Below are 24,180 nucleotides of genomic sequence, written 5' to 3'. Positions count from 1 at the left end.
ATGTTGTTAAGAATCCATACATTGGCTGCGCTAACCGTTACCACCTTGCTTTCAGCATGTAGTGAGCCAGTAGAAACTGTCACCGATAATGCCTTATCAGTATTAACTATTAGTATTAATGAGTCAGCAGCTCAGCCGGAACGAGAGTTTAATGCCCGCGTTGAGCCAGCAGAATTGACGCCTTTATCATTTCGTATTGCCGGCGAATTGACACAAATGTCGATCAAGCCTGGTCAACACGTTAAAAAGGGTCAACTATTAGCTCAGCTTGATGATAGAAAGCTAAAACAACAAGTAGACGATGCCCAAGCTACGTTTAGTCTAGCCGAGCGCCAGTTAAACCGAGCCCAAGGCTTGGTAGGTAAAAGCTTATTGTCTCAAGAAGAATACGATGTACTTAAAGCTAACTATGAGTTGGCAGGTGTAGATTACCAGTTGGCTAAAGCGCAGCTTAAATACAGCCAGTTGCGCGCACCATTTGAAGGCCTAGTTGCAGAAGTGCCAAAGCAGTCTTTTGAGACAGTAACGCCTGGCGAGACCGCAGTATCTATTTACCAAGATGATTTAGTTTATGTTCGCCTGCAGTTGCCCGATAACTTGCTTGCTCAAATAGACCCAACGGAACGTAACTATAATTACCAACCTAAAGCAAAATACGCAGGTAACGATACACTTTACCCAATTACCTTTTTAGAACATACCTCCGAGCCTAATCCCGAAACCCAAGCGTTTGAGGTATGGATGAGTATGCCGCAAGTCGAGCCAGCTATTTTGCCGGGAACCTCTGTCACTATGTATGTTGATTTAGATGCGGCTGGACTGGTCGGGCGCAGTGGATACTTGTTACCTATGACAGCATTAGATCCTGGCAATAACGATCAACAATTTTATGTATGGAAAGTGACCGAAGGGCGTGCCCAAAAGGTTGAAGTTCAAGTAGCACAAATACATACCAAAGGCGTGTTAGTAAGTGAAGGCTTAAGCCAAGGCGACCAAATCATTGTTTCAAGCTTAGCCAAGCTTAGAAATGGACTTTCTGTAACCACTAAATCTCAGGAGCAATAAGCGTGACTATTGCTGAATATTCGATAAAAAATAAAGTTATAAGCTGGATGTTTTTGGTTATTCTGGCGGTTGGTGGCGTAGTGTCTTTTGCTGACCTTGGGCGATTGGAAGATCCTGCCTTTACGGTTAAAGATGCCATGGTTATTACCTCTTACCCTGGCGCTACATCCACAGAAGTAGAAGAAGAGCTGACCTATCCTCTAGAAAAGGCGATTCGCCAGTTGCCTTATTTAGACAAGGTAACCTCCACCTCATCAGCTGGTTTGTCGCAAATTATGGTGAGCATGAAGATGGACTATGGTCCTGATGAACTGCCGCAAATATGGGACGAGTTAAGACGTAAAGTAAATGATCTGGAGCCCTCGTTACCGCCAGGTGTAAACCCTGTTCAGGTTATGGACGACTTTGGTGATGTTTATGGCGTAATGTTAATGGTTACCGGCGAGAACTATTCTTACGTAGAGTTAAAGCGCTATGTTGATTATTTAACACGTGAGCTAGAAGTCGTTGATGGCGTTGGGAAAATTAGCTTAGCGGGTGACCAACAAGAGCAATTGTTTGTAGAAATGTCGCTTAAACGAGTGGCTGCGCTAAACCTAGATATGAACACTGTAGCTGGATTATTAGCCCAGCAAAATGCTGTGATTAGTGCAGGTGAGGTTACTGTTAACTCCCAAACGCTTACATTACGCCCAACCGGTGAACTAAATTCTATCGAAACCTTTGAAAACCTAATTATTCATGGTCGCGATACCGGTAATCTTATTCGCTTAAAAGACGTAGCTACCGTTACCCGTGATGTGCAGGAAGTACCCAGTAACTTGCTTAATTACAATGGCGAACCTGCACTAAACCTAGGTATTTCGTTTTCCTCTGGGGTTAACGTGGTTAAGGTGGGAGAGGCTGTTGACGCGCGTTTAGCCGAGCTTGAAAACATTAAACCTGCCGGGATTAAGATTCACACGCTTTACAATCAAGCCAAAGAAGTTGAGCAGTCGGTTAACGGTTTTGTGCTTAGTTTGGCCGAAGCGGTGGGTATCGTTATTGTGGTGCTGTTGTTTACCATGGGTCTGCGCAGCGGAGTGATTATTGGCGCGGTGTTGCTATTAACGGTGATGGGTACTTTCATATTGATGAGTATCTACGACATTGAATTGCAGCGGATCTCGCTTGGCGCATTAATTATTGCGCTAGGGATGTTGGTCGACAATGCCATTGTAGTTGTTGAAGGTATTTTGGTTGGCATGCAACGAGGCAGAACGAAAGTCCAAGCCGCTAAAGACATCGTAGAACAAACTAAGTGGCCGCTATTAGGCGCAACGGTGATTGCCATTGTAGCCTTTGCACCAATTGGCTTATCGCCTGATGCTACGGGTGAGTTTATGGGCTCACTGTTTTGGGTACTTTGTTTTTCACTCTTTTTGAGTTGGATTACTGCCATTACCTTAACGCCTTTTCTTGCTGACTTATTGTTGTCGTCTAAAACCAGCGAAAAACAACAAAACGATGATGACCCCTACAAAGGTGTTTTATTTGTTGTGTTTGGCCGTTTATTGAAGTTCTGTTTGCGCTTTAGAATGCTAACAGTAGCAGTGATGATAATGATGTTAGCTGGAGCGTTTTACGGCTTTAGCCTAGTAAAGAACTCTTTCTTTCCGCCTTCAAATACGCCAATGTTTTACGTTGATATGTGGATGCCAGAAGGCACCAATATTCGTGACACCTATAAGCAAGTTCAAAAAGTAGAAGACTTTTTGTTAGACAAAGAGCAAGTAGAGTTTGTTACTTCTACTACAGGTCAAGGCTTGCAACGTTTTAGCCTTACTTACAGCCCAGAGAAAAGCTACGAAGCGTTTGCCCAGCTGCAAGTTCGAGTGGTTGACCGTGAACAAATGTTAGATCTGATGCGCGAGCTTGATACCAGCTTGCGTGATTCTTTTAGGCAAGTGAGCTTTCAGTTCCGATTAATGGAAATTGGTCCATCACCTGCCTCTAAGATTGAAGCGAGAATTATTGGTTCTGATCCGCAAGTACTTAGAGATATAGCCACTCAAGTTGAGGACATTTTTAATGCTGACGCTGGAGCGCGAAACATTCGTCATGATTGGCGCGAACGGACTAAAGACTTGCTGCCTCAGTTTAATGAGTCTCAAGCTCGCCGCTTAGGTATTTCCAAGCAAGATTTGGCTGACACCTTGCAAATGGCCTTTGGTGGAAGCGCCATCGGCTTGTTTAGAGACGGTACCGAGATGTTGCCAATTGTTGTTCGTTTACCAGAAGAAGAGCGGGTTGATTTTTCAACGGTGCAAAACCTAAAGCTTTGGAGCCCGGCGCTGCAAACTTATGTGCCTATTCAACAAGTAGTGGATGACATTAGCTTAGATTGGGTTGAACCGCTTATTCAACGCCAGGACCGCAAGCGCACGCTAACGGTATTAGCAGACCATGACATCCTTGGCGATGAAACTGCGGCTAGTTTGTTTGGTCGTTTACGTCCTCAAGTTGAAGCTATCGCTTTACCTGTTGGTTATTCGATAGAGTGGGGTGGTGAGTACGAGTCATCAAACGATGCACAGGAAGCACTATTTAGCTCATTGCCAATGGGTTATCTGTTTATGTTCATCATTACGGTGTTTTTGTTTAACTCTATTCGCCAGCCTATTGTTATTTGGCTCACGGTGCCGTTAGCGGTGATTGGCGTGGCGATTGGCCTACTTGCAACCAACTCGGCATTTAGCTTTACCGCTTTATTAGGCGTGTTGAGTTTAAGTGGTATGGTGTTGAAAAACGGCATTGTACTGATGGATCAAATTAACATTGAGACTCACTCAGGCAAAGACCCTTACCAAGCGGTAGTTGATAGCGCAATTAGCCGGGTAAGGCCGGTGAGTATGGCAGCATTAACCACTATCTTGGGTATGATGCCTTTAGTATTTGATGCGTTCTTTGGCTCGATGGCGGTAACCATTATGTTCGGTCTTGGTTTTGCTACCGTGCTAACTCTAGTGATTGTTCCGGTATTGTATGCCTTGTTTTATCGAATAAAACCTAGCGAAGCATAAATGAAAAAGGGCGCAATTAGCGCCCTTTTTACTATCAGTAATATTTAGACCAAATACACCTGAATGTTATTTTCTTGAAGCAGTTCAATCATCGCCTTATCGGCGTTTTCTCCGGTAATCACAATATCTATCTCATCTAAACTAAACAGCGATAACCCTCCAAATACGCCCACTTTATCTGCCGATACCATCGCGACAACTTTGTCGGCGTATTGCAGCATCTTTTTTTCTTCCATAAAGGTAAGTAAGGCAGACTTAGTTAAACCGGCTTCGGTAAGGCCGTCGCCGCTTACTATTAAATAGCGCCCCTGATACGAAGTATGGTTATCTGGAGACACTAATAAGCTTTGGCTTTTAATGTACTGTCCACCCAAAACAACTAGGTGAGGGTAGCTCTGAGAAATCAAATAAGTAAGCAAAGGCAGGTAGTTAGAGTAAACATGCACATGGGTATCAGTTAAATATTTCCCCAATAAGAATGGGATCTGCCCTTCACCAACAAAAATGTTGTCTCTTACTTCACACAAGTCTACTGCTTTACGCGCTATGCGGTCTGACTCTTCATAGTTTTCATAGTTTTCATAGTCAGATATGTTTGGATAAAACCCCACCATACCGGGTGAACTAACAACATTGGGCGAGAGTATCTTCTCGGCGCCGTTACGTATCTTTTTTAATTTTCCTTGAGTATCTAGGTCGATAATGTCGCGGCGAACTGTCGCAGGAGAGCAATCTAGAAGCTCTACTAATTGTTGAACACTGGCCACAGTATTCTCTTGGAGGTGGTCTAAAATTTTATTATGACGAAGCTTGGCTGGCATTTGAAAACTCTTGAAATCTTCTTGATTAAAAAAGATTGTAGTTGATTACGATTTGAAAACTTTTACCCCGATCACAGAGTTTTTGATTGAAAATGATTGCCTATGATTAGTTCTGACTATAAAAATGCGAGTGTTGCTGTTTTGTTAAAGCCAATCGTTATATGACGTCAAATCTAATCACCTTCTTTGACACATAAATTTCACTTTCTATACTCGGTTTAACGTGATGCGAGGGATAACAATGAATCAGGATCTGATAACAAAACAAAGCATTTTGCTCGACTTTGAAGCTGAGTCTAAAGATGAAGCTTTATACAGCATATGTGCTCAATTGTTTTTGTTACGTAAAACCACAGACCCAACCGGCTTATATAACGACATTATTAAACGCGAGAACATTGTTAGTACATTTGCCGGGCAACATACTGCTATTCCCCACGTAATTACTCAACACATCAATGAACCGGTGTTGTGTTTCGTTCGAGTAAAGAGTGATGAGTTTTACTGGAATGAAGAGGATGAGGATGTTCGCATCATCTTCTTGCTTGCTGTACCTCTAAAAGAAAATTTAAAAAAGCTTAGAGAGTCTCAGTCATATGTATTTTCGTCGATTGCTCAATTAATGACAGATCCTTCGATGATAGAACTATGGCTAACAACAAATGAAGAGCGAGTGATACTCGACAGCTTGAACTTGGCGTTTGAGTCAAATTTCAAAGCAACTACGAGCATAAAGGAATAAGGAGTTAGACTAATGTCTGCTAACAATTTAAAGGTTGGCGTTCAGTCAATCGGACGTTTTTTGAGTGCGATGGTTATGCCAAATATCGGGGCATTTATCGCGTGGGGTTTAATTACAGCTTTATTCATCCCAACAGGATGGTTACCTAACGAGAGTTTGGCCGCCTTAGTTGGACCAATGATCTTGTATTTACTACCTCTACTGATTGGTTACACCGGCGGTAAAATTGTCGGCGGAGATCGCGGAGCTGTTGCTGGTGCCGTGACCACCATGGGTGTTATTGTGGGAACCGACATCCCCATGTTTATGGGCGCGATGATAGTAGGTCCGCTGGGTGGTCTTGCAATCTCTAAGTTTGATACTTGGGTGCATGGTAAAATTAAACCGGGTTTTGAGATGTTGGTAAACAACTTTTCGCTTGGGATCATCGGCATGATCATGGCAATGGTTGCTTATGTGATTATTGGCCCTGTGGTTTCGGTGCTAACTACCGCGTTAGGCGATGGTGTGGGCTGGATTGTAGACCGTTCTTTATTGCCGCTAGTATCGATTATTGTTGAGCCAGCTAAGATCTTGTTCTTGAATAATGCAATTAACCACGGCGTATTTACTCCACTTGGTGCTGAGCAATCTGCTGAAGTTGGCGCTTCTATTTTCTATCTTATCGAGACTAACCCTGGTCCTGGTTTAGGCATTTTGCTTGCCTATATGGTTGTAGGTAAAGGTACTGCTCAAAAATCAGCGTATGGCGCATCTATTATCCACTTCTTTGGTGGTATCCACGAAATTTACTTCCCATACATCTTAATGAAACCACGCTTAATCATCGCGGTAATTGCTGGTGGTATGGCAGGTGTTGCTTTCAATATGATTACTGGTAATGCCTTGGTAGGTCCACCATCTCCAGGTTCGGTATTTGCCTTAGTGCTTATGTCTACTGGTGGTATGGGTATCTTGCTAACCCTAGGTTCTATTGCTGTTGCAGCAACAACTTCATTCCTAGTTGCATCGGTGATTATTCGTCGAGACGCATCAGAGACTGATGACTTAGAAGCAGCGCAAGCAGCGGTTGATGCCAACAAAGCAGAATCAAAAGGTCAAATCCCTGCAGGTGCTAGCGCTTCAATCGCTGCTAGCGGTGAAGTGAAATCTATTGTTGTTGCTTGTGATGCAGGTATGGGCTCATCAGCTATGGGCGCCACAGTGCTAAGAGGCAAGATTAAAGATGCAGGCTTAGATATCAATGTCACCAATTCAGCCATCAACGATTTGCATGATGCCGACATTGTAATTACTCAACAAGAGTTGTCTGCCAGAGCCAAAGAGAAGTTACCTAGTGCTCGTCACGTGAGTATCGGAAACTTCATGGATGCTAGCTTCTACGACAAATTAGTCGCAAGCCTTAAAGCCTGAGCTTAGTCATTCATTAGGTAGCGCCTACAGCACAGCAGTACCGCTGTAGGCCGCATCTTTATTAACCATTTACGTCAAATTGCCCAGCCTACGCGGCAAGGTGTTTTGCTAAATCAACAAAACGAGATAAGCATGTCCTTTTTTAAAAGTTTATTCGCTTCCAGTGAGAAAGAGACAGAGGTTGCCTCTCAACCAGAATTGGTGCAGTCAGCCACTATTGAGCAGCCAGTTGCTGCTAAAAAAGAGCCGGATTCGCTACAGGTGGAAACTAAGCAGATCTTTCTAAATCAAAATTTTAATAGCAAAGAACAAGTATTGCGTTTTGTGTCTGAACAAATGTTGGCACTAGGTTTAGTAAACGCCGATTACTTTGACGCTTTGCAAGCAAGAGAAAACAAAGTAAGTACCTATTTAATTAACGGCGTGGCTATTCCCCATGGCGTTAACGAAGCAAAACCCCTAGTTGCGCAAAGTGGTGTGGTGATTGTGCAAATTCCCCAGGGGATCAGTTGGAATGACAACGGCGATAGCGTGAAGCTGGTTGTCGGCATTGCAGCTAAGGGCGAAGACCATCTTAGTCTTTTACAAACCCTAACTACGGTTGTAATGGATGAGACTTTGTCAGCTCAACTAGCATCTACAGAAGATAAGTTCGACATTATTAACGCATTAGGAGCTGGTGCTTCGGCAGAGGCTGTGGTTGAAGATGATTTTGCTATTAGCCAAAGTGCTCTCATTGTGGATGAAGCGGGTATGCATGCTCGCCCAGCAAGTTTGCTTAGTGAACAAGCGGCTAGTTTTGCTAATACTCAAATTCGCATTCGAAACGGTGAGCAATCTGCCAATGCAAAATCTATGGCTGCATTATTGGCCATGGGCGCAAAATTGGGAGATTCAGTCGTTGTTTCTGCCGAAGGTGAGCAAGCCGAACAAGCGGTTCAGTTATTGGCAGACATGATCAAAGCGGGCCTAGACAGTGAAGAAGATAACGCTAATGCGGAGTTTAATCCTTTAGCGGGCTTGCCGGCTTTAGCTAATGCCACTGGTGATGCGGTGTTGCAGGGCATGGCAGCCTCACCAGGCATTGCTGCTGCGCCTATATTTGTATTGCGTGCTTCAAACATTAATGTCGAGCAGCAAGGCAGTGGCGAAAGTAATGAAAAGCAAGCACTACAAGAAGCGCTAAGTAAAGCCGCTGAACAAAGCGACGAGTTACATAACAAGCTGTTAGAAAAAGCGCCACAAGAAGCCGCTATTCTAAAAGCGCAAAAACAGCTACTAAGCGACGAAGCGATAAATCAAGAATGCATGCAATATATAGAGCAAGGCAACAGCGCTGCTTGGTCTTGGCAACAAGCCTTAACGTCACAAATTGATGCTTTATCTAAAGTTGAAGACGAGCGACTAAAGGCACGTATAGCCGATCTAAATGACGTAAGCCAGCGTGTTATCGCCATTCTTACCTCAGCTGAAACACTAAGTTTCCCTGATGAAGAATTCATTTTGTTGGCAAAAGATCTTTCTCCTTCGCAAACTGCTGGCTTAGAAGGCAAAGCGGTTAAAGCTATTGCTACCGAGTTAGGTGGACCTAACAGTCATATGGCGATTTTAGCGCGAGGCTTGGGTATTCCTGCAGTGGTTGGCGTTGGCGCTGGCAAGTTGTGCGAAGTGGCAGACCAAAAAATGGCAGTGGTCGACCCACAAAGTGCTAGCGTAGTGATTAACCCTAGTAGTGAAACACTAGAGCAAGCAAGCCGAAACATCGACACTTGGTTACAAATGCGTTTAGCCGAAGCAGAGCATCAACATGAACCAGCTGTAACTAAAGATGGTCGCCATATTGAAGTAGTTTGTAACATCGCTAAACCTAAAGATGCACCAAGTATCTTGGAAAATGGCGGAGAAGGCGCAGGCTTACTTAGAACCGAGTTTTTGTTCGAAGCTTCAAGCGAAGAACCTTCCATCGAGCAACAGATAGATGCACTTAAAAGCATCGCAAAAGAGCTTGGCGATCGCCAACTTGTTGTAAGAACGGCGGATATTGGTGGTGACAAACCGGTGTCGTGGATGGATATGCCGCACGAAGATAACCCGTTTTTAGGGGTTCGTGGCGTACGTTTATCGTTCAAACACCAAGACATGTTTGAACGTCAACTAGAAGCCATCTATCGCACAGCAATTTGGCAAGTAGAGCAATTTGGTAAATCAGGGATCCACATTATGTTCCCAATGATCGCCAAAATGTCTGAATGGACCAAAGCCAAAGAAATGGCCGATAAAATTCGTGTGTCACTTAATGCACCTGAACTGCCCTTAGGCATTATGGTTGAAGTGCCATCTGCCGCTTTAGTGGCCGACACCTTAGCTAAACATGTCGATTTCTTCTCTATCGGTTCTAACGATTTAACCCAATACACCTTAGCGATGGACAGACTAAACCCGGAGTTGTGCTGTGAAGCTGACAGCTACCATCCAGGTTTGTTGAGGTTAATTTCTATGACCGTTAAAGCAGCCACTGCCAACGGTAAGTGGGTAGGGGTGTGCGGCAACATGGCTGCCGACCCTAACATTGCTTGTTTATTAGTGGGTATGGGGGTTCAAGAGCTGTCGGTAAGTCCAGCTAATGTTCCAGCAGTAAAAAACATCATTCGTTCGGTGTCTTACAGCAAGTTGCAGGCTAAAGCAGAAAAAGCCCTGCAAATGTGTAGCTCCGAAGCTGTCATGGCGATGTACAAAAACCATGATGATCTTATTTAGTAGAAAACAGAATATAAAGAGTAGGTATCAAGATGACTAGTCAATACGAAAAATATCAACAACTAGACCAAGCAACACCAAATACCACCAGCACTTGGAACATGTACGGCGCCGGTGTGGAAAACATTGGTAAAGATAATCAGCCAGAACTATTCAATGTACCTGAACCAGCAGATAACCAACTGCTAGTGCGAGTTGACGCAGTAGGCCTGTGCTTTTCTGATGTTAAGTTAATTAACCAAGGTAGCTCGCACCCTAAACTGTACAACCGAGATTTACGCAAAGAACCAACGCGTTTGGGCCATGAAGCCACTCTCACGGTAGTTAAAGTGGGCGAAGGCCTTAGTGGTGAATACAAAGTGGGTGAGCGTTATGCGATGCAGCCAGATATTTACCAAAATGGTAAGAGTACCGCCTACGGTTACACGGTTCCTGGCGGATTAACTCAGTATCACTTAATTGGGCCAGAAGTATTAGAAACTGATACAGGTTCATGTTTGCTTAAAGTGTCTGACGAATTAGGTTTTGCTGAAGCAGCCTTACTTGAGCCTTGGGGATGTGTTTGGGCGTCTTATACCCAGCGTCGTCGCTTAGAGCCAAAACAAGGCGGTGTAATGTGGATTACTGGCCAAGCTGATGACCAAATAGCTTATGGCTTTTCTAAAGGCCTAGAAGCACCTGCCACTGTAATTCTTAGCAACGTACCGGAAGCTTTTCGTCTTTTGGTAGAAAGCAAAGCTAAAAATGTGTTGATTCGCAACGACATTAACGCTGGCAACTTAGAGCAAGCAGTTGCTGAGTTTACCGATGGCGTAGGCTTTGATGACATTGTGGTACTAGCACCACAATCAGCCGACGAACTAACGAGTATTGCTAAACATGTTGCCCGTCGCGGCACCATGAATATGGTCGGTAAGAAACCAGTAGATGGTTTAGTAAATGCCGATGTTGGCCGTTTACATTACGACTACGTAGCCTTTATTGGTAATAGTGGTGTAGATGTTGCCGACTCCTACGGTGAGCAGCGCAACCGCTGTGATTTAAGAAAAGATGGCTTTGCTGTTTTTGTTGGTGCCGGTGGCCCAATGGGTCAAATGCATGTTCAGCGCGCAATTGAGCTTAAAGACGGTCCACGTCAAGTGATTGTGACCGACATTAACGACCAGCGTTTAGCTGAAATTGAAGCGCGTTTTGCTAGCTTAACCGAAAGCAACAACTGTGAATTGGTGACTTACAACCCAATTAACAACCCAGTGAGCCTGCCAGAATTTGTAGAGTCTCATAGTAAAGGCAAGTTAGCCGACGACGTAGTGGTGTGTGTACCAAATGCCGATATCATGGCCGAGTCAGCTACCTTTATGAAAGATGACGGCATGTTGGTATTGTTTGCTGGTGTTCCTAATGGCACCTTGGCACCGGTAGACTTTAGTTCTGTTTACCTTAGTAATGCCCAATACACAGGTACTTCAGGCTTAACAATTGAAGACCAAACTGTAGTGATGGATAACACTGTAGCGGGTAACATTGCTCCTGCCATTTGTGTAGCAGCTATTGGCGGTATGAATGTGGCTAAAGATGGTATTGAAGCGATGATTGATGCTAAGTACCCAGGCAAGATCCTGATCTTCCCACAACTAGAAGATTTACCGCTATTAGGTTTAGATGAACTAGCTGAACAGTTACCTACTGTGGCAAACGCCTTAGGTAAAGGTAACACCTGGAACATTGCAGCAGAAAAAGCCTTGTTTGAAGCTTACTTATAAGGAATGACAATGATTTACACATTAACACTAAATCCAGCTGCTGATTTAGAGCTGCAAATAGATGAGTTTGCTTTTGATAGTGTAAGTCGTGCCAATCACTCACGCCTAGATTGCGGTGGAAAGGGTTTTAATGTATCTCGGATGCTTAAAAACCTTGGTGTAACAAGCACCGCAATGGGTTTTATTGGTGGCTTTACTGGTCAACGCCTAGCAAGCGAATTGAGTAAAATGGACATTAAAAGCCAATTTACTCAAATAGCAGGCGAAACCCGCACCAACGTTACTGTTGTGGAAGCGGGGAATAAGCGACATATTAAGGTGAATGAAGCAGGCCCAGAAGTTAGCCCTGAAGAGCTAAAAAGCTTAGTCGACCAAGTTAAACAAAACCTCCACGCAGGTGACTGGTGGGTATTGGGTGGCAGTTTACCTAAGGGCGTAAGAGCAAACTTTTATGCAGAGCTTATTACACTGATTGAAAGTGCTGGCGCACATGCGGTATTAGATACCAGTGGAGAGGCTCTGAGAGAAGGGATATTGGCTCAGCCAAGCTTAGTTAAACCTAACCTTGACGAAGCTCAAGAGCTATTGGGTTTAAGTAGCGAGGAGTTAAAACAAACTCAAGGCTGGACCCAAGCTTTACTCGCCATGGGACCTAAGAACTTAGTAGTGTCTCTGGGTAAAAAAGGTGCGTTAATGGCAAATGAACAGCAATGCGCCGAGTTTACCAGCCCGAGCATTGTTGAAGCTAACCCTATTGGGGCCGGAGATTCTATGGTGGCCGGGTTGGTTTGGCGCCTAAGTTTAGGCGAATCATTAGCTCAGGCTTTACCTTATGGCTTGGCTTGTGGCGCTGCATCCGCTAGTCGACAGGGCACTGATTTAGGTTCACTTGATCAAGTAGAGAAACTTAGAAAAGAAATAAACTAAGTTTTAGAAGCTACAGCAAAAAGGCTTATCGAAAGATAAGCCTTTTTTATTGGGCCTAGTTAAATTAATAAAAGGCAATCGTCTGATCTATTGTTAGCAGCAACAATGCCATTACTGTTGCTTAGGCTTACCTATCGAACCCGACTTCTTTCCTATTTTAGATTTTCTGAACAGATTAGCAGAAATCTCTCTAGCTCCCCTAAAGCGTCTAGTTGTATTTACGACAAAGCCTACATTTGCAGCCTAAATTGTTTGTCTTGTGTACTCAATAATTTGCCGTCAAATAGTAATAAATATTGTAAATACAATGGCTTATCTTGTTTTTAGGAGTTTGGAACGGTTCTGGCAATAGCTACAGTGGGAACCATTTATCAAGCTAATAGGAAGAAATGTTATGGCTATTCGTCAATGTGCAATTTACGGAAAAGGCGGTATTGGTAAATCTACCACTACTCAAAACTTAGTTGGTGCTTTAGCGGAAGCGGGCAAAAAAGTGATGATTATTGGTTGTGACCCAAAAGCCGATTCAACACGTCTAATTTTACATGCAAAAGCGCAAAACACCATTATGGAAATGGCAGCGGAAGCTGGTTCGGTTGAAGACATCGAACTAGAAGATGTACTTAAAGTGGGCTACGGCGGTGTACGTTGTGTTGAGTCTGGTGGTCCAGAGCCAGGTGTTGGTTGTGCTGGTCGTGGTGTAATCACAGCGATTAACTTCTTAGAAGAAGAAGGCGCTTATGAAGAAGAACTAGATTTTGTATTTTACGACGTACTAGGTGACGTGGTGTGTGGTGGTTTCGCCATGCCTATTCGTGAAAACAAAGCTCAGGAAATCTACATCGTTGTATCTGGTGAAATGATGGCGATGTACGCAGCAAATAACATTTCTAAAGGTATCTGTAAGTATGCTGCTACTGGTGGTGTTCGATTAGCGGGTCTTATTTGTAACTCACGTAAATGTGACCGTGAAGATGAATTAATTGAAGCGCTAGCAGCCAAAATTGGCACTCAAATGATTCACTTTGTACCGCGTGACAACGTTGTACAGCAAGCTGAAATTCGTCGTATGACAGTAATTGAATACAACCCTAAATGTAATCAAGCAGACGAATACCGCACCCTAGCCAAGAAAATCATCGACAACAAAATGTTTGTAGTGCCTACACCGGTAACTATGGATGAGCTCGAAGAGTTGTTGATGGAATTCGGCATCATGGATGAAGAAGACGAATCAATCATTGGTCAAGTAGCTGAAGAAGCAACAGCTTAATCACTCATTTCAGTGAGTAAATTGATGCTATAGGAGGCAGCAATGTCAGATAAAAAAGCAGAGACTCAAGCACTGATTGATGAAGTGTTGGAAGTCTATCCAGAAAAAGCCAAAAAAGATCGCCAAAAACACCTAGGTGCAAACGACAGCGAAGGTGGTAGTTGTATTACTGCTAACCGTAAGTCACTTCCTGGTGTTATGACTGCCCGCGGTTGTGCCTATGCAGGTTCAAAAGGGGTAGTGTGGGGGCCAATTAAAGATATGGTGCATATCTCTCATGGTCCAGTGGGTTGTGGTCAATACTCGCGCGCTGGTCGTCGTAACTATTACACCGGTTATACCGGAGTAAATAGCTTTGGCACCATGAACTTCACCTCTGATTTCCAAGAGCGTGACATTGTGTTTGGTGGCGATAAAAAGCTAGCAACCATGGTAGACGAAATTGAGATGTTATTCCCCTTAGCTAAAGGGATCTCGATTCAATCTGAATGTCCGGTTGGCCTAATTGGTGATGACATCGAAGCCGTGGCTAAAACCAAAGGCGCCGAGATTGGCAAAACCATTGTTCCAGTTCGTTGTGAAGGTTTCCGCGGCGTGAGTCAATCGCTTGGTCACCACATTGCTAACGATACTCTACGTGATTACGTATTGGATAAATCGGAAGACAAAGAAGTCGCTACTAGCGATTACGATGTAGCCATTATTGGTGATTACAACATCGGTGGTGACGCTTGGTCTTCGCGTATTTTGTTAGAAGAAATTGGTCTTCGAGTAGTTGCACAGTGGTCTGGTGACGGTACTTTACCGGAGCTAGAGAACACGCCAAAAGTGAAAATGAACCTAGTTCACTGTTACCGTTCAATGAACTACATATGTCGTCATATGGAAGAGAAATATGGCATCCCTTGGATGGAGTACAACTTGTTTGGTCCTACCAAGTGTGAAGAGTCATTGCGCGCTATCGCCGCTAAATTTGACGAGAAAATTCAAGCTAAGGCTGAAGAAGTTATCGCTAAATATAAAGAGCAGTGGCAGGCAGTGGTGGATAAGTATCGCCCTCGTTTAGAAGGCAAGAAAGTGATGCTTTATGTTGGTGGTTTACGTCCTCGCCATGTAATTGGTGCCTATGAAGACTTAGGTATGGAAATTGTTGGTGCTGGTTATGAGTTTGGTCATAACGATGACTACAGCAAAACTGTACCAGAAGTGAAAGACGCCACGCTAATTTACGATGACGTAACGGGTTACGAGCTAGAAGCTTTTGCCGACAAACTCAAGCCTGATTTGATAGGTGCGGGTGTTAAAGAGAAATACATATTCCAAAAAATGGGTATTCCTTTCCGTCAAATGCACAGCTGGGATTACTCAGGTCCGTACCACGGTTTTGATGGCTTCGCTATTTTTGCCCGCGACATGGACATGACCTTAAACAACCCTTGTTGGGACAAGTTAACGCCACCATGGAAGAGTGCCATAGCAGCCGCTTAAGTACTAGCAAGATCAGGAAGAGTGCAATAGCGCTTAAAAAATTAACTCAATTCGTAGTTCACAGATGAGTGGCGCGAAAGGAGAGATACAATGAGTCAACAAGTAGATGATATAAAACCTGGCTACCCCTTGTTTGAACAGCCAGAGTATAAAGACATGATGGCGCGGAAGCGTAGCGATCATGAAGAAGGTGTCAGCGACGAGAAGATCAAAGAAGTATTTGAGTGGACCACCACTCAAGAATACCAAGATCTTAACTTTTCTCGTAAAACCCTAACCGTAGACCCAGCCAAAGCTTGCCAACCATTAGGTTCGGTATTGTGTGCGCTAGGTTTCGAGAAAACTCTGCCATATGTGCATGGTTCTCAGGGTTGTGTAGCCTATTTCCGTACCTATTTTAACCGCCACTTCAAAGAGCCTGTTGCCTGTGTATCAGACTCAATGACTGAAGACGCAGCGGTATTTGGCGGCCAGAAAAACATGTTTGATGGTCTGCAAAACTCTTTAGCATTGTATAAGCCTGAAGTTATTGCCGTGTCTACAACCTGTATGGCAGAAGTAATTGGTGATGACTTAAACGCCTTTATCGGTAATGCCAAAGAAGAAGGTTACATTCCTAAAGAACTACCTACACCTTTTGCTCATACACCGAGCTTTGTAGGCAGCCATGTAACTGGTTGGGACGGGATGTTTGAGGGCTTTGCTCGCTATTTCACCCTAAACAAAATGGACGATAAAACGGTAGGCAGTAACGGCAAAATTAACCTAATACCAGGTTTTGAAACCTACTTAGGTAACTACCGTGTTATTCACAAAATGATGCAACAAATGGGTGTGGATTACAGCCTACTTAGTGACCCATCAGAAGTGTTGGATACACCTGCTGACGGTGAGTATCGCATGTATGCTGGTGGTACGCCGCTAAGTGAGCTTGAAGACGCACCTAACGCAATTACAACAGTGTTATTGCAGCCTGATCAGCTAACTAAAACCAAAAAATTTGTGGAAGGTACTTGGAAACATGAGGTTCCTGCATTGCAAATTCCAATGGGCTTAGATTGGACCGACGAATTTCTTATTAAGATTGCCGAGTTAACTGGCAAAGAAATTCCAGAAAGCTTAGCCACGGAGCGTGGTCGCTTAGTCGACATGATGACCGATTCACACACTTGGTTACACGGCGTGAGTTTCTCTATCTATGGTGATCCAGATTACCTAATGGGTTTAACTAAATTCTTACAAGAATTAGGTTGTGAAGTTAAACACATCTTATGTAACAACGGTGCTAAACGTTGGCGTAAGAAAATGGAAGCGCTTATTGCTGAGTCACCAAGCACTGCAAATGCCGAGATCCATGTAGGTAAAGACTTGTGGCACTTCCGCTCGTTGGTGTTTACCAATAAACCTGACTTTATGATTGGTAACTCTTACGCCAAGTTTATTCAGCGTGATACCAAAGCAAAAGGTGAAGAGTTTGAAGTACCACTAATTCGCTTAGGCTTCCCGATCTTTGATCGCCACCATTTACACCGCAACACCACACTAGGCTACGAAGGCAGCATGTACATGCTTACCACCTTAGTGAATGAAGTGCTGGCAAAACTTGATCAAGATACCAGTGAAATGGGTAAAACAGACTACGGCTTCGACCTAGTACGTTAATCACTGCCCACCACAAGACCGGCCGGGGCTGTAGCCCCGGCCACTTAAGGAAGATATATGCCAAACCTAATTATTAGCCGAGAAAGTTCTGGCGCGCTTCAAGCCTATATTGCAAAAAAAGATTTGGAGTTGCCAATTTACTCATTGCAGTTTGATCAACAAGATCAATGGGGTGGGGAAATAGAGCTTAGTGACGGCAGCAAATTTTATATTGAGCCAGTAAACCCGGCGCCAAGTTTACCTAAAACCTTTCGTGCAAGACGCGCTTAGTATGCGTTAGTCCTGGTGATGAGATTGATACGCTAAGGAGTACCGATGAAATCAAACATTAACGATAACTTAGCGCTGCGATTGGCTGTGGCGTCTAAAGCGATTCCAGATATTGAACTAAAGCAGTTTGTATCATTGCTGGTGGGTCACTGCGGCGAACCATTAACCGAGAAAAAGTTAAGAGCCTTAAGCCCTAAAGTATTACGCGAAGTATTTCAAAGCTCTCGCTACAGTGTAGAGCGCAGCCAAGTAAATCAACTACACGCAATATTAAGCTCAGAGCAAATCAGTCCTATGGAAGCGCCGGTAGTACCGGAGCAAACCTTGCTCAAAGGACCGATTGTGCAACTTGCGGTAAGTTCTAATAATTTAGAGCGCATCGACGGACACTTTGGCTCTTGTTTGCGTTTTCTTATTTATCAAGTGAGTGCTCAAGGTTTTCAGTTAGTAGATGTTAGGCCGGTCATTGAAAACTTAAGTGGCGATGCGCGTACTAGCTACTTAATTGACTTAATCGGTGACTGCCAATTACTCGCCACCTTGTCGATAGGCGGGCCTGCTGCCGCTCGGGTGAGCCGCGCTGATATTTTGCCTTTGAAACAGCTTACGCCTCAGGCCGCAAGATCTATTTTAGAACGCTTGCAAACAGTGATGGATTGTCCGCCACGTTGGTTAGCTAAATTGCTAGAAAAACAGGAGGCAGAAGCATGTCTACTATAGAGCCGGGCGTTACAGCAGAGCCGAAGCAATGTTCTTGCAAATGTGAAGAGCAGCTACATAGCCCAAAACACTCATCTAATTGTCAGTGTAAGAGCCACCAGTCAGAAGACTCAAAACCTAAGCATAGCTGCGGGTGTAAGCATGAAGATCACGCTGCTACCGAAGAGCTAAGCCAAAGCCTTATTGATAAGTTAGTGGCAAGTTTGGCCGATAAAAACGATTACCAAGCAAAGCTTAGCTGTTTTAAAAAACATCATCCAAGCATCCGAATTGTCGAGTGCAGTGAAGATGATATGGCTGAACGTGAAGCGTTTATGAGTGCCAGTTATTTTGATTTATTCCTAATGGCTAAAGGTACTAGCTGTGCCAGATTAACCAATAGCGTAGATCTAGCTATTGGTGTCGTAATTGCTTTGCACGAAGAGTGAGTTATTAAAATAGATTCTTATGTACTGCCTAGTGCCAGCATTAGGCAGTTTCTTTAAACAGGTTAGTTAATCATGAGCAGTAATATTACCGATCGCTATGTCTCTTTTTGCAACATCAATTGTGATGAAAATGCAGACCGCCTAATCAGCATGCTTGAACAGCATCTAAACGCAAAAAGGGGAGGCGAACTATGGCTGAATTACTTTCATGATAAACGCGCAGAACAAGCAAAAATGCAGCGAGATAACCTTAATTTTATCGGTAATCAAACTAATCCTTTGTATGAGTACTTCGAAGTTTGTGAAGACACTCAGGCTTTAGAGTTACTTTATAAAATTGAACAAGAGTGCTGTTAAGCAAAATCGCTGCAGGCTCACCTATTTAGCACAACAAAGCTCAGCTTTCTCTTTTTGATTCAGGATGTTAGCTTTATGGGCGCTAAGCAAGGCTATGGTAGTTGATGCAAGCATAGTAAGCACCATTGGCCACAGACTAGTGTGCGAAAGCATCGCGGCTACAGCGCTAATCGCTGCGCCAGCAAAGAACTGAATAGCGCCTAATACTGCCTGGGCGGTGCCAGCGCCTTTACCAAAGTGTTTTAAAAAACATACGTTAGCATTAGACATCGTGCCACCAGTTGCAGCCATGCAGATAATAAAACCACTTGCCGCAAACCAGAGGTTGTTGGGCGCGAACACGATTGAGGCAACCAACACTGTTGCTCCGACAAATTGCATTGCCAAAAAGCTCACTAACATGTGTTCGGGCGCAGAGTGATTTAAACGATAAGAGTTATAACGGTTAACAATTACAACGCCCACCACGTTTGCAATAAACAACATTGAAAACAGCTCTTCTGAGATCCCAAACTTTACGATATAAGCAAACGGAGCATTTGTAATAAAGGTCATTAAGACACCGTAGGCAAAAGCTTGGGAAATCAAATATCCAAGAGCATGTTTGTGCTTCAATACATCAATAAAACTTACCTTATTGCTTGGGCCATGTTGTGTGTTGGCTTGTTTAGGCATAACAGCAATTGCCCATATGGCAACCACACAAGCAAATATCCCCGAACTAATAAATATCCAATGCCAATTAGAGACTTGCAGAATAAAAGTTCCAACAGACGGGGCGATAGATGGGGCTATCATCATAATTAGCATAACTAACGAAAACAGTTTGGCAGCCTCTTTGCCCTCGGCATTGTCTCTAATTACTGCTGGTACTCCTACAACAGCAATACCACCGCCTATTGATTGCAATATTCGCCATAACCAAAACAACGCTAAATTGTTTGCTAAGGCCAGAAACACACTGCACACAGCAAAGATAAGTAGACCGATCACCATTATTGGTTTGCGACCATATTTATCAGATAAAGGGCCGCCGATAAGTTGCCCTAAAGCCATTCCAAATACGTAAATGCTTACGGTTATCGCCACTAATGAGGTACTAACCCCAAAGTCTGTAGCAATAATCGGGATAGCTGGTAGATAACTATCAATGGCGTACGGCGTCATAGCAAACACTGATGCCAATAAAATAATGAGCTTCTTGGATATTCTTTGTTGCATAAGCTTACCTATTTATCTTTCTGGAAAGATATTATCTGGAGTTTATCTTTCTGGCAAGATATATTGAAAGTTTAGCTTACTAACCGAGAACCGATATTGAAGCATCAAGAAAGCATCGCTAGCATTTTAAGCTCCACTCAAAAAAACTGGCCAGAAGCCTACAGCACTATCACTCCTGCGATACTACGAATGGTTCGCACCCAGCATGCGCTAAGCCAAGCAATGGAGCAGCTGATAGGTCAATATCAGCTACAAGCTGCTGATTTTGGTATTTTGGTCACTTTAAGGCGACATCCAGCACCTTACTGTTTAACACCTACCGAGTTATACAGTGCAATGTTGTTTAGCTCTGGCGGGCTTACTAAAGTATTGAATCGAGTTACCAAGGCAGGTTTGGTTGAAAGGGTGGATAATCCTGAAGACAAACGCAGTAAGCTGGTTGAGTTGAGCAACAAAGGTAAGCAGCTTATTGAGCAAGTAACACTTGAGCTACATGATCAAGAACAACAGTTTATGTCGGTATTAAGTAGCGATGAGCAAAAACAGCTAAACCATTTACTGGCAAAGCTTGCCGGTAGTTAGTTGAGCTAAATAGCTAAAGTAAGCACTTTAAGGGCTTACTATTTGTTGTCAATTGGCTAAGTAGCAATGCAACCCCAAGTTGGCAACTTGGGTTTTGGCTTACCAGTACTTTTGTTTATTAAGTGCGGCAACACATTGGCTTGCCCCTTTAATATTGGGGATTTCTTGATTGGACAGGCTTTGCGCTAACCATCCTTCTGGGTGGCTTAACTTACATGGTGCTTTGATTTGTTTCTCAGTAATTTGCTTAAAGCCAACTTTGCCATAAAAGTTTGGGTCGCCATAAGTGATTAACAAATCTACATCTAGCTTGCGTAATTGCTCCATACCGTAATTTATCAGCTTTTGGCCCACACCTTGGCCTTGCTGCTTGGTAGCTATAGCCACTGGAGACAATATAAACGCCACGTCGTCAGATGCGAGCAACATACGGCTAAAAAAGATACAACCCGCCAGTTCTTCGTTTGTGCTTGCTACAAAGCCGATTAAATCTTGCTCTGGCGTAGTCTCTATCATTTCAGCGACTAAAGCTTTTATTAACTGGCCTTCTTCTGCGCCTTCAGAGTCAGCAAATACTTGTTCAAATAACTGTGTTACGTGGCTCGCTAAACTAACGTTAAAAAGCGATAGTTTCATCACCGGATCCTTTCTAAAGTTTGCAGTAGTTTATAACAAGCAAAATAGTAAAAGTTTGCTCTAAACCAAATTAAGCCTCATTGGTTAAGTGGCCATATAGAGTGAGGTAGGTCTAACATTAATTGAGAACTGTTAGTGGGTTAATTTTTAACGAGTTTTAACGCTATTCATGTGAAAATAAGCTAGTTATACTATTGTTAGTAAATACTGTTTTAATCCAATGTTTAAAGGACTTAATGCATGTCAACAACCTGTCTTAATCAGGCTAACACTAGCAGCGAACAAGTTATTCGTCGTTTGTATCAAGTGACAAATGCACATAACGAAGGCTTCGAAGCGCAGATCCTGGCGCTGCTTCAAATGGGCTTAGAGCGTTTTAACTTGGATATCGCAATTTTGTCCAAGATTCAGGGAAACGACTATGTTGTTCAATATTGCGTCACTCCAGAGGCTGTTGAGCTCAAAGCTGGCGATCGTTTTACCTTGGATACCACATACTGTGGAATTACCTGTGAAGCCCAAGCACCAGTAGCTTTAGAATACATTGGTGAACATGATATGTACGCCAGGCATCCTGCCTATAAAGCATTTGGTTTAGAGTCTTACATTGGTATGCCTATTCGATTAAATGGTGAGCTCTACGGAACCTTAAACTTTTCTAGTCCTGCTCCTTACCCTCGTCATTTCCAAGAAATTGATATTGATGCGGTGCAATTAATGGCTTCATGGATAGAAGTAGAGCTAATTCGCAGGCAACAAGAAGAACAGCTAAACAAACTTAATCAAAAGCTAAAACGATTAGCGAACTACGACAGTTTAACCGAGATACCAAATCGCCGTGGGATGTACAAAAAGCTAAAGAAAAGTATGAACTTGTTAAGCCGAACTGGCGGTGAGGGCACTTTAGCGATTGTGGATATTGATCACTTTAAAAAACTCAATGATACCTACGGTCATCAGCTTGGTGACAAAGCATTAGTCGAAACCGCGAAGCAAATTAGCAATTCCTTAAGAGACTATGACTTTGTTGCTCGTTTGGGTGGAGAAGAATTCCTAATTTGGTTGCCCAATAGTAATTTAAACGGTTGTGCAAAGGTATTTAGTCGGGTGATGAAGGCGATCGGTAGTATTGAGCTAACAGAAGATCCAATTACCGTATCTATTGGTGCTTATTATCTCGGCTTTAACGAGAGCAGTTTACCCAGTGATTTTGAAATGTTAGCGGACAAAATGATTGCGATTGCTGATCAAGCCCTATATGAAGCCAAAGAAACCGGACGCAATAAAGTAATAACACGCAGCGGTTCTATTGAAGACTTTTCTGTTTAACAGATTTTTTGAGTACTACAAACTAGCTGGTTGCCACATCTTCTTACAATAGTCGCCCAATATTACGGGCGACTCACTCATTCAATTTTACTCAGTTCGACAAAGTCGCACTATTTCCCACATATTGTTCTAGTCGTTATGGTTTGTAGCAATTACGACAAATAGTCTGCCGTTCAAAGCCCCAAATACCGCTATTCTCCTATGGAATACGCTTTGCAATACAACAATTAATCATTGATTCAAATAGTTGTTGTGAGGTGTAAGCATGAAGCGAAGCGACATTGCCGAGTTATTAGATGAACCCGCTTGCGAGCATAACACTGGAGAAAAATCTGGCTGTGCTAGACCAGTACCTGGGGCAACGGCAGGCGGTTGTAGTTTTGATGGCGCGCAGATTACCTTGTTACCAATTGCCGATGTTGCCCATATTGTTCATGGGCCTATAGCTTGTGCGGGCAATAGCTGGAACAACCGAGGCACTCGCGCATCGGGCCGCAATTTATTTCGCCTGGGTTTTACTACCGACTTAAATGAGCAAGACGTGATTATGGGACGGGCCGAAAAGCGTTTGTTACACGCGATAAAAACGGTCATTGAAAAACACTCCCCTCCAGCGGTTTTTGTATATGTCACTTGTGTACCCGCTCTTGAAGGAAACGATGTAGAGGCTATTTGTAAATTGGCTCAAAGCCGATGGAATATACCAGTTGTGGCGGTAGATGCTGCAGGCTTTTATGGCAGTAAAAACCTAGGTAACCGGATAGCTGGTGAAGTGATGGTTAAGCAGGTGGTGGGGACCATAGACCCGCCAGAGAAACCTTTCATGCGTCACGACCCAACAAGACGAGTGAACGATATTGTGTTGATTGGTGAATACAATATTGCAGGTGAATTTTGGCATGTATCTCCGTTATTGGAACGTTTGGGTTACCGGGTATTAAGTTGCATGTCGGGGGATACTCGCTTTCACGAGATACAAACCATGCACCAAGCCGATGTTGCCATGGTGGTGTGCTCCAGAGCGCAAATTAATGTCGCGCGCATGTTGCAAGAACGCTGGAACATTCCGTGGTTTGAAGGCAGTTTTTATGGCATTGAGGATACCTCTGCTTCGTTGCGTAGTTTTGCCAAGTTGTTGGATGACCCTCAAGTTAGTCGAGAAACCGAAGTGCTTATTGCTCAACAAGAAGCGTTGATCCGGCTACAACTACAACCTTACATAAAACGTCTAAAAGGCAAGAAGGCTTTGCTGTATACCGGTGGAGTCAAATCTTGGTCTATCGTTTCGGCCTTACAAGAGCTAGGAATTAGCGTTGTAGCTACCGGAACCAAGAAATCGACAGCAGAAGACAAAGCAAGAATTAAGCAAATCATGGGTGAAGATGCGCTGATGCTAGATGAAGGCGGCGCCCGAAATCTGCTCAATGTAGCTCAACAACATAACGCCGATTTAATGATTGCCGGCGGGCGTAACATGTATACCGCCTTAAAAGCGCGTCTGCCGTTTCTAGATATTAATCAAGAACGTGAACATGCTTACGCGGGTTATCAAGGCATGCTTACTTTTGCTAAAGAGCTTTGTCGTACCTTAGACAGTGCCATTTGGCCTTTAGTGACCAGTAATCCGCCGTGGACCAGCAGTGCGCCAGTAGGGGAGAAGTAAC

At 43.6% G+C, this 24,180-nt stretch carries 20 protein-coding genes; 17 read left to right on the top strand and 3 right to left on the bottom strand.

All coding sequences use genetic code 11. The annotated features are described in order from the left end of the window. Entirely contained in the window at positions 1 to 1,065 is a 1,065-nt protein-coding gene (locus ACYFDN_RS00195; RefSeq protein WP_406611310.1) for an efflux RND transporter periplasmic adaptor subunit, read from the top strand. 2 nt (positions 1,066 to 1,067) lie between these two features. Further along, positions 1,068 to 4,127: an efflux RND transporter permease subunit gene (locus tag ACYFDN_RS00190; RefSeq protein ID WP_483509577.1), complete on the top strand. Its 3,060-nt coding sequence runs from the start codon at positions 1,068 to 1,070 to the stop codon at positions 4,125 to 4,127. A 44-nt stretch (positions 4,128 to 4,171) separates the two neighbouring features. Here the strand turns inward: ACYFDN_RS00190 and ACYFDN_RS00185 are convergent, their stop codons facing one another. Next, complete coding sequence (locus ACYFDN_RS00185) at positions 4,172 to 4,948, bottom strand: DeoR family transcriptional regulator (protein WP_483509575.1); 777 nt, start codon at positions 4,946 to 4,948, stop codon at positions 4,172 to 4,174. A 241-nt stretch (positions 4,949 to 5,189) separates the two neighbouring features. Between ACYFDN_RS00185 and ACYFDN_RS00180 the strand changes: the two genes are divergently transcribed. From ACYFDN_RS00180 to cowN, 12 genes are all read left to right on the top strand, one after another. Continuing rightward, complete coding sequence (locus ACYFDN_RS00180; RefSeq protein ID WP_016403309.1) at positions 5,190 to 5,690, top strand: PTS sugar transporter subunit IIA; 501 nt, start codon at positions 5,190 to 5,192, stop codon at positions 5,688 to 5,690. Between the two features lie 12 nt (positions 5,691 to 5,702). Further along, entirely contained in the window at positions 5,703 to 7,103 is a 1,401-nt protein-coding gene (locus ACYFDN_RS00175) for a PTS mannitol transporter subunit IIBC (RefSeq protein ID WP_483509573.1), read from the top strand. A 132-nt stretch (positions 7,104 to 7,235) separates the two neighbouring features. Further along, positions 7,236 to 9,860: a phosphoenolpyruvate--protein phosphotransferase gene (gene ptsP / locus ACYFDN_RS00170; protein ID WP_483509572.1), complete on the top strand. Its 2,625-nt coding sequence runs from the start codon at positions 7,236 to 7,238 to the stop codon at positions 9,858 to 9,860. 32 nt (positions 9,861 to 9,892) lie between these two features. Then, on the top strand, positions 9,893 to 11,623 hold the full coding sequence (locus ACYFDN_RS00165; RefSeq protein WP_016403306.1) for an alcohol dehydrogenase catalytic domain-containing protein: 1,731 nt from the start codon (positions 9,893 to 9,895) through the stop codon (positions 11,621 to 11,623). 9 nt (positions 11,624 to 11,632) lie between these two features. Next, complete coding sequence (gene pfkB / locus ACYFDN_RS00160) at positions 11,633 to 12,550, top strand: 1-phosphofructokinase (RefSeq protein ID WP_483509570.1); 918 nt, start codon at positions 11,633 to 11,635, stop codon at positions 12,548 to 12,550. A gap of 394 nt (positions 12,551 to 12,944) precedes the next feature. After that, positions 12,945 to 13,823 carry a nitrogenase iron protein gene (nifH, locus tag ACYFDN_RS00155; RefSeq protein WP_016403298.1) on the top strand — a complete coding sequence of 293 codons (879 nt, stop codon included), beginning with the start codon at positions 12,945 to 12,947 and terminating at the stop codon, positions 13,821 to 13,823. 42 nt (positions 13,824 to 13,865) lie between these two features. Then, on the top strand, positions 13,866 to 15,311 hold the full coding sequence (nifD, locus tag ACYFDN_RS00150) for a nitrogenase molybdenum-iron protein alpha chain (RefSeq protein WP_483509568.1): 1,446 nt from the start codon (positions 13,866 to 13,868) through the stop codon (positions 15,309 to 15,311). Between the two features lie 90 nt (positions 15,312 to 15,401). Next, positions 15,402 to 16,973 carry a nitrogenase molybdenum-iron protein subunit beta gene (nifK, locus tag ACYFDN_RS00145; RefSeq protein WP_338626320.1) on the top strand — a complete coding sequence of 524 codons (1,572 nt, stop codon included), beginning with the start codon at positions 15,402 to 15,404 and terminating at the stop codon, positions 16,971 to 16,973. 57 nt (positions 16,974 to 17,030) lie between these two features. After that, positions 17,031 to 17,243, top strand: a complete 213-nt coding sequence (gene nifT, locus ACYFDN_RS00140; RefSeq protein ID WP_406611321.1) for a putative nitrogen fixation protein NifT — start codon at positions 17,031 to 17,033, stop codon at positions 17,241 to 17,243. A 45-nt stretch (positions 17,244 to 17,288) separates the two neighbouring features. Further along, complete coding sequence (locus ACYFDN_RS00135) at positions 17,289 to 17,963, top strand: NifB/NifX family molybdenum-iron cluster-binding protein (RefSeq protein ID WP_483509566.1); 675 nt, start codon at positions 17,289 to 17,291, stop codon at positions 17,961 to 17,963. Next, the gene (locus ACYFDN_RS00130; protein ID WP_483509565.1) at positions 17,951 to 18,391 is read left to right on the top strand and encodes a hypothetical protein; all 441 of its coding nucleotides are present in this window, start codon (positions 17,951 to 17,953) and stop codon (positions 18,389 to 18,391) included. The genes ACYFDN_RS00135 and ACYFDN_RS00130 overlap by 13 nt, the downstream gene beginning before the upstream one ends. Positions 18,392 to 18,463: 72 nt before the next feature. Further along, the gene (cowN, locus tag ACYFDN_RS00125) at positions 18,464 to 18,748 is read left to right on the top strand and encodes a N(2)-fixation sustaining protein CowN (protein WP_483509563.1); all 285 of its coding nucleotides are present in this window, start codon (positions 18,464 to 18,466) and stop codon (positions 18,746 to 18,748) included. Positions 18,749 to 18,769: 21 nt separating this feature from the next. Here cowN and ACYFDN_RS00120 read toward each other — a convergent pair whose 3' ends face one another. Beyond that, entirely contained in the window at positions 18,770 to 19,969 is a 1,200-nt protein-coding gene (locus ACYFDN_RS00120; RefSeq protein WP_483509561.1) for a multidrug effflux MFS transporter, read from the bottom strand. 96 nt (positions 19,970 to 20,065) lie between these two features. On the opposite strand from ACYFDN_RS00120, the gene ACYFDN_RS00115 reads away from it, so the two are divergent. Then, a complete protein-coding gene (locus tag ACYFDN_RS00115) occupies positions 20,066 to 20,551 on the top strand; it encodes a MarR family winged helix-turn-helix transcriptional regulator (protein WP_472591026.1) in 486 nt (161 codons plus the stop codon). Between the two features lie 99 nt (positions 20,552 to 20,650). On the opposite strand, the gene ACYFDN_RS00110 is transcribed toward ACYFDN_RS00115, so the two are convergent. Continuing rightward, positions 20,651 to 21,187, bottom strand: a complete 537-nt coding sequence (locus ACYFDN_RS00110; protein WP_483509559.1) for a GNAT family N-acetyltransferase — start codon at positions 21,185 to 21,187, stop codon at positions 20,651 to 20,653. Positions 21,188 to 21,427: 240 nt separating this feature from the next. Here ACYFDN_RS00110 and ACYFDN_RS00105 point away from each other — a divergent pair, with 240 nt between their 5' ends. Both ACYFDN_RS00105 and nifE read left to right on the top strand, forming a co-directional pair. After that, positions 21,428 to 22,516, top strand: coding sequence for a sensor domain-containing diguanylate cyclase (locus ACYFDN_RS00105; RefSeq protein ID WP_483509557.1), 1,089 nt, complete (start codon positions 21,428 to 21,430; stop codon positions 22,514 to 22,516). Between the two features lie 265 nt (positions 22,517 to 22,781). Then, entirely contained in the window at positions 22,782 to 24,179 is a 1,398-nt protein-coding gene (gene nifE, locus ACYFDN_RS00100) for a nitrogenase iron-molybdenum cofactor biosynthesis protein NifE (RefSeq protein ID WP_483509555.1), read from the top strand. The last annotated feature ends 1 nt before the right edge of the window (position 24,180 follow it).

Source organism: Agarivorans sp. D1326 (assembly GCF_056958115.1).
Note: the sequence above shows the minus strand (reverse complement) of the source record. Positions and strands in the feature narration are given on the sequence as shown.

Excerpts from the sequence above, each read along its gene's own strand:
- ACYFDN_RS00195 (WP_406611310.1), top strand. The coding sequence starts at position 1 with ATGTTGTTAAGAATCCATACATTGGCTGCGCTAACCGTTACCACCTTG.
- ACYFDN_RS00185 (WP_483509575.1), bottom strand. The coding sequence starts at position 4,948 with ATGCCAGCCAAGCTTCGTCATAATAAAATTTTAGACCACCTCCAAGAG.
- ACYFDN_RS00180 (WP_016403309.1), top strand. The coding sequence starts at position 5,190 with ATGAATCAGGATCTGATAACAAAACAAAGCATTTTGCTCGACTTTGAA.
- ACYFDN_RS00175 (WP_483509573.1), top strand. The coding sequence starts at position 5,703 with ATGTCTGCTAACAATTTAAAGGTTGGCGTTCAGTCAATCGGACGTTTT.
- ptsP (WP_483509572.1), top strand. The coding sequence starts at position 7,236 with ATGTCCTTTTTTAAAAGTTTATTCGCTTCCAGTGAGAAAGAGACAGAG.
- ACYFDN_RS00165 (WP_016403306.1), top strand. The coding sequence starts at position 9,893 with ATGACTAGTCAATACGAAAAATATCAACAACTAGACCAAGCAACACCA.
- pfkB (WP_483509570.1), top strand. The coding sequence starts at position 11,633 with ATGATTTACACATTAACACTAAATCCAGCTGCTGATTTAGAGCTGCAA.
- nifH (WP_016403298.1), top strand. The coding sequence starts at position 12,945 with ATGGCTATTCGTCAATGTGCAATTTACGGAAAAGGCGGTATTGGTAAA.
- nifD (WP_483509568.1), top strand. The coding sequence starts at position 13,866 with ATGTCAGATAAAAAAGCAGAGACTCAAGCACTGATTGATGAAGTGTTG.
- nifK (WP_338626320.1), top strand. The coding sequence starts at position 15,402 with ATGAGTCAACAAGTAGATGATATAAAACCTGGCTACCCCTTGTTTGAA.
- nifT (WP_406611321.1), top strand. The coding sequence starts at position 17,031 with ATGCCAAACCTAATTATTAGCCGAGAAAGTTCTGGCGCGCTTCAAGCC.
- ACYFDN_RS00135 (WP_483509566.1), top strand. The coding sequence starts at position 17,289 with ATGAAATCAAACATTAACGATAACTTAGCGCTGCGATTGGCTGTGGCG.
- ACYFDN_RS00130 (WP_483509565.1), top strand. The coding sequence starts at position 17,951 with ATGTCTACTATAGAGCCGGGCGTTACAGCAGAGCCGAAGCAATGTTCT.
- cowN (WP_483509563.1), top strand. The coding sequence starts at position 18,464 with ATGAGCAGTAATATTACCGATCGCTATGTCTCTTTTTGCAACATCAAT.
- ACYFDN_RS00120 (WP_483509561.1), bottom strand. The coding sequence starts at position 19,969 with ATGCAACAAAGAATATCCAAGAAGCTCATTATTTTATTGGCATCAGTG.
- ACYFDN_RS00110 (WP_483509559.1), bottom strand. The coding sequence starts at position 21,187 with ATGAAACTATCGCTTTTTAACGTTAGTTTAGCGAGCCACGTAACACAG.
- ACYFDN_RS00105 (WP_483509557.1), top strand. The coding sequence starts at position 21,428 with ATGTCAACAACCTGTCTTAATCAGGCTAACACTAGCAGCGAACAAGTT.
- nifE (WP_483509555.1), top strand. The coding sequence starts at position 22,782 with ATGAAGCGAAGCGACATTGCCGAGTTATTAGATGAACCCGCTTGCGAG.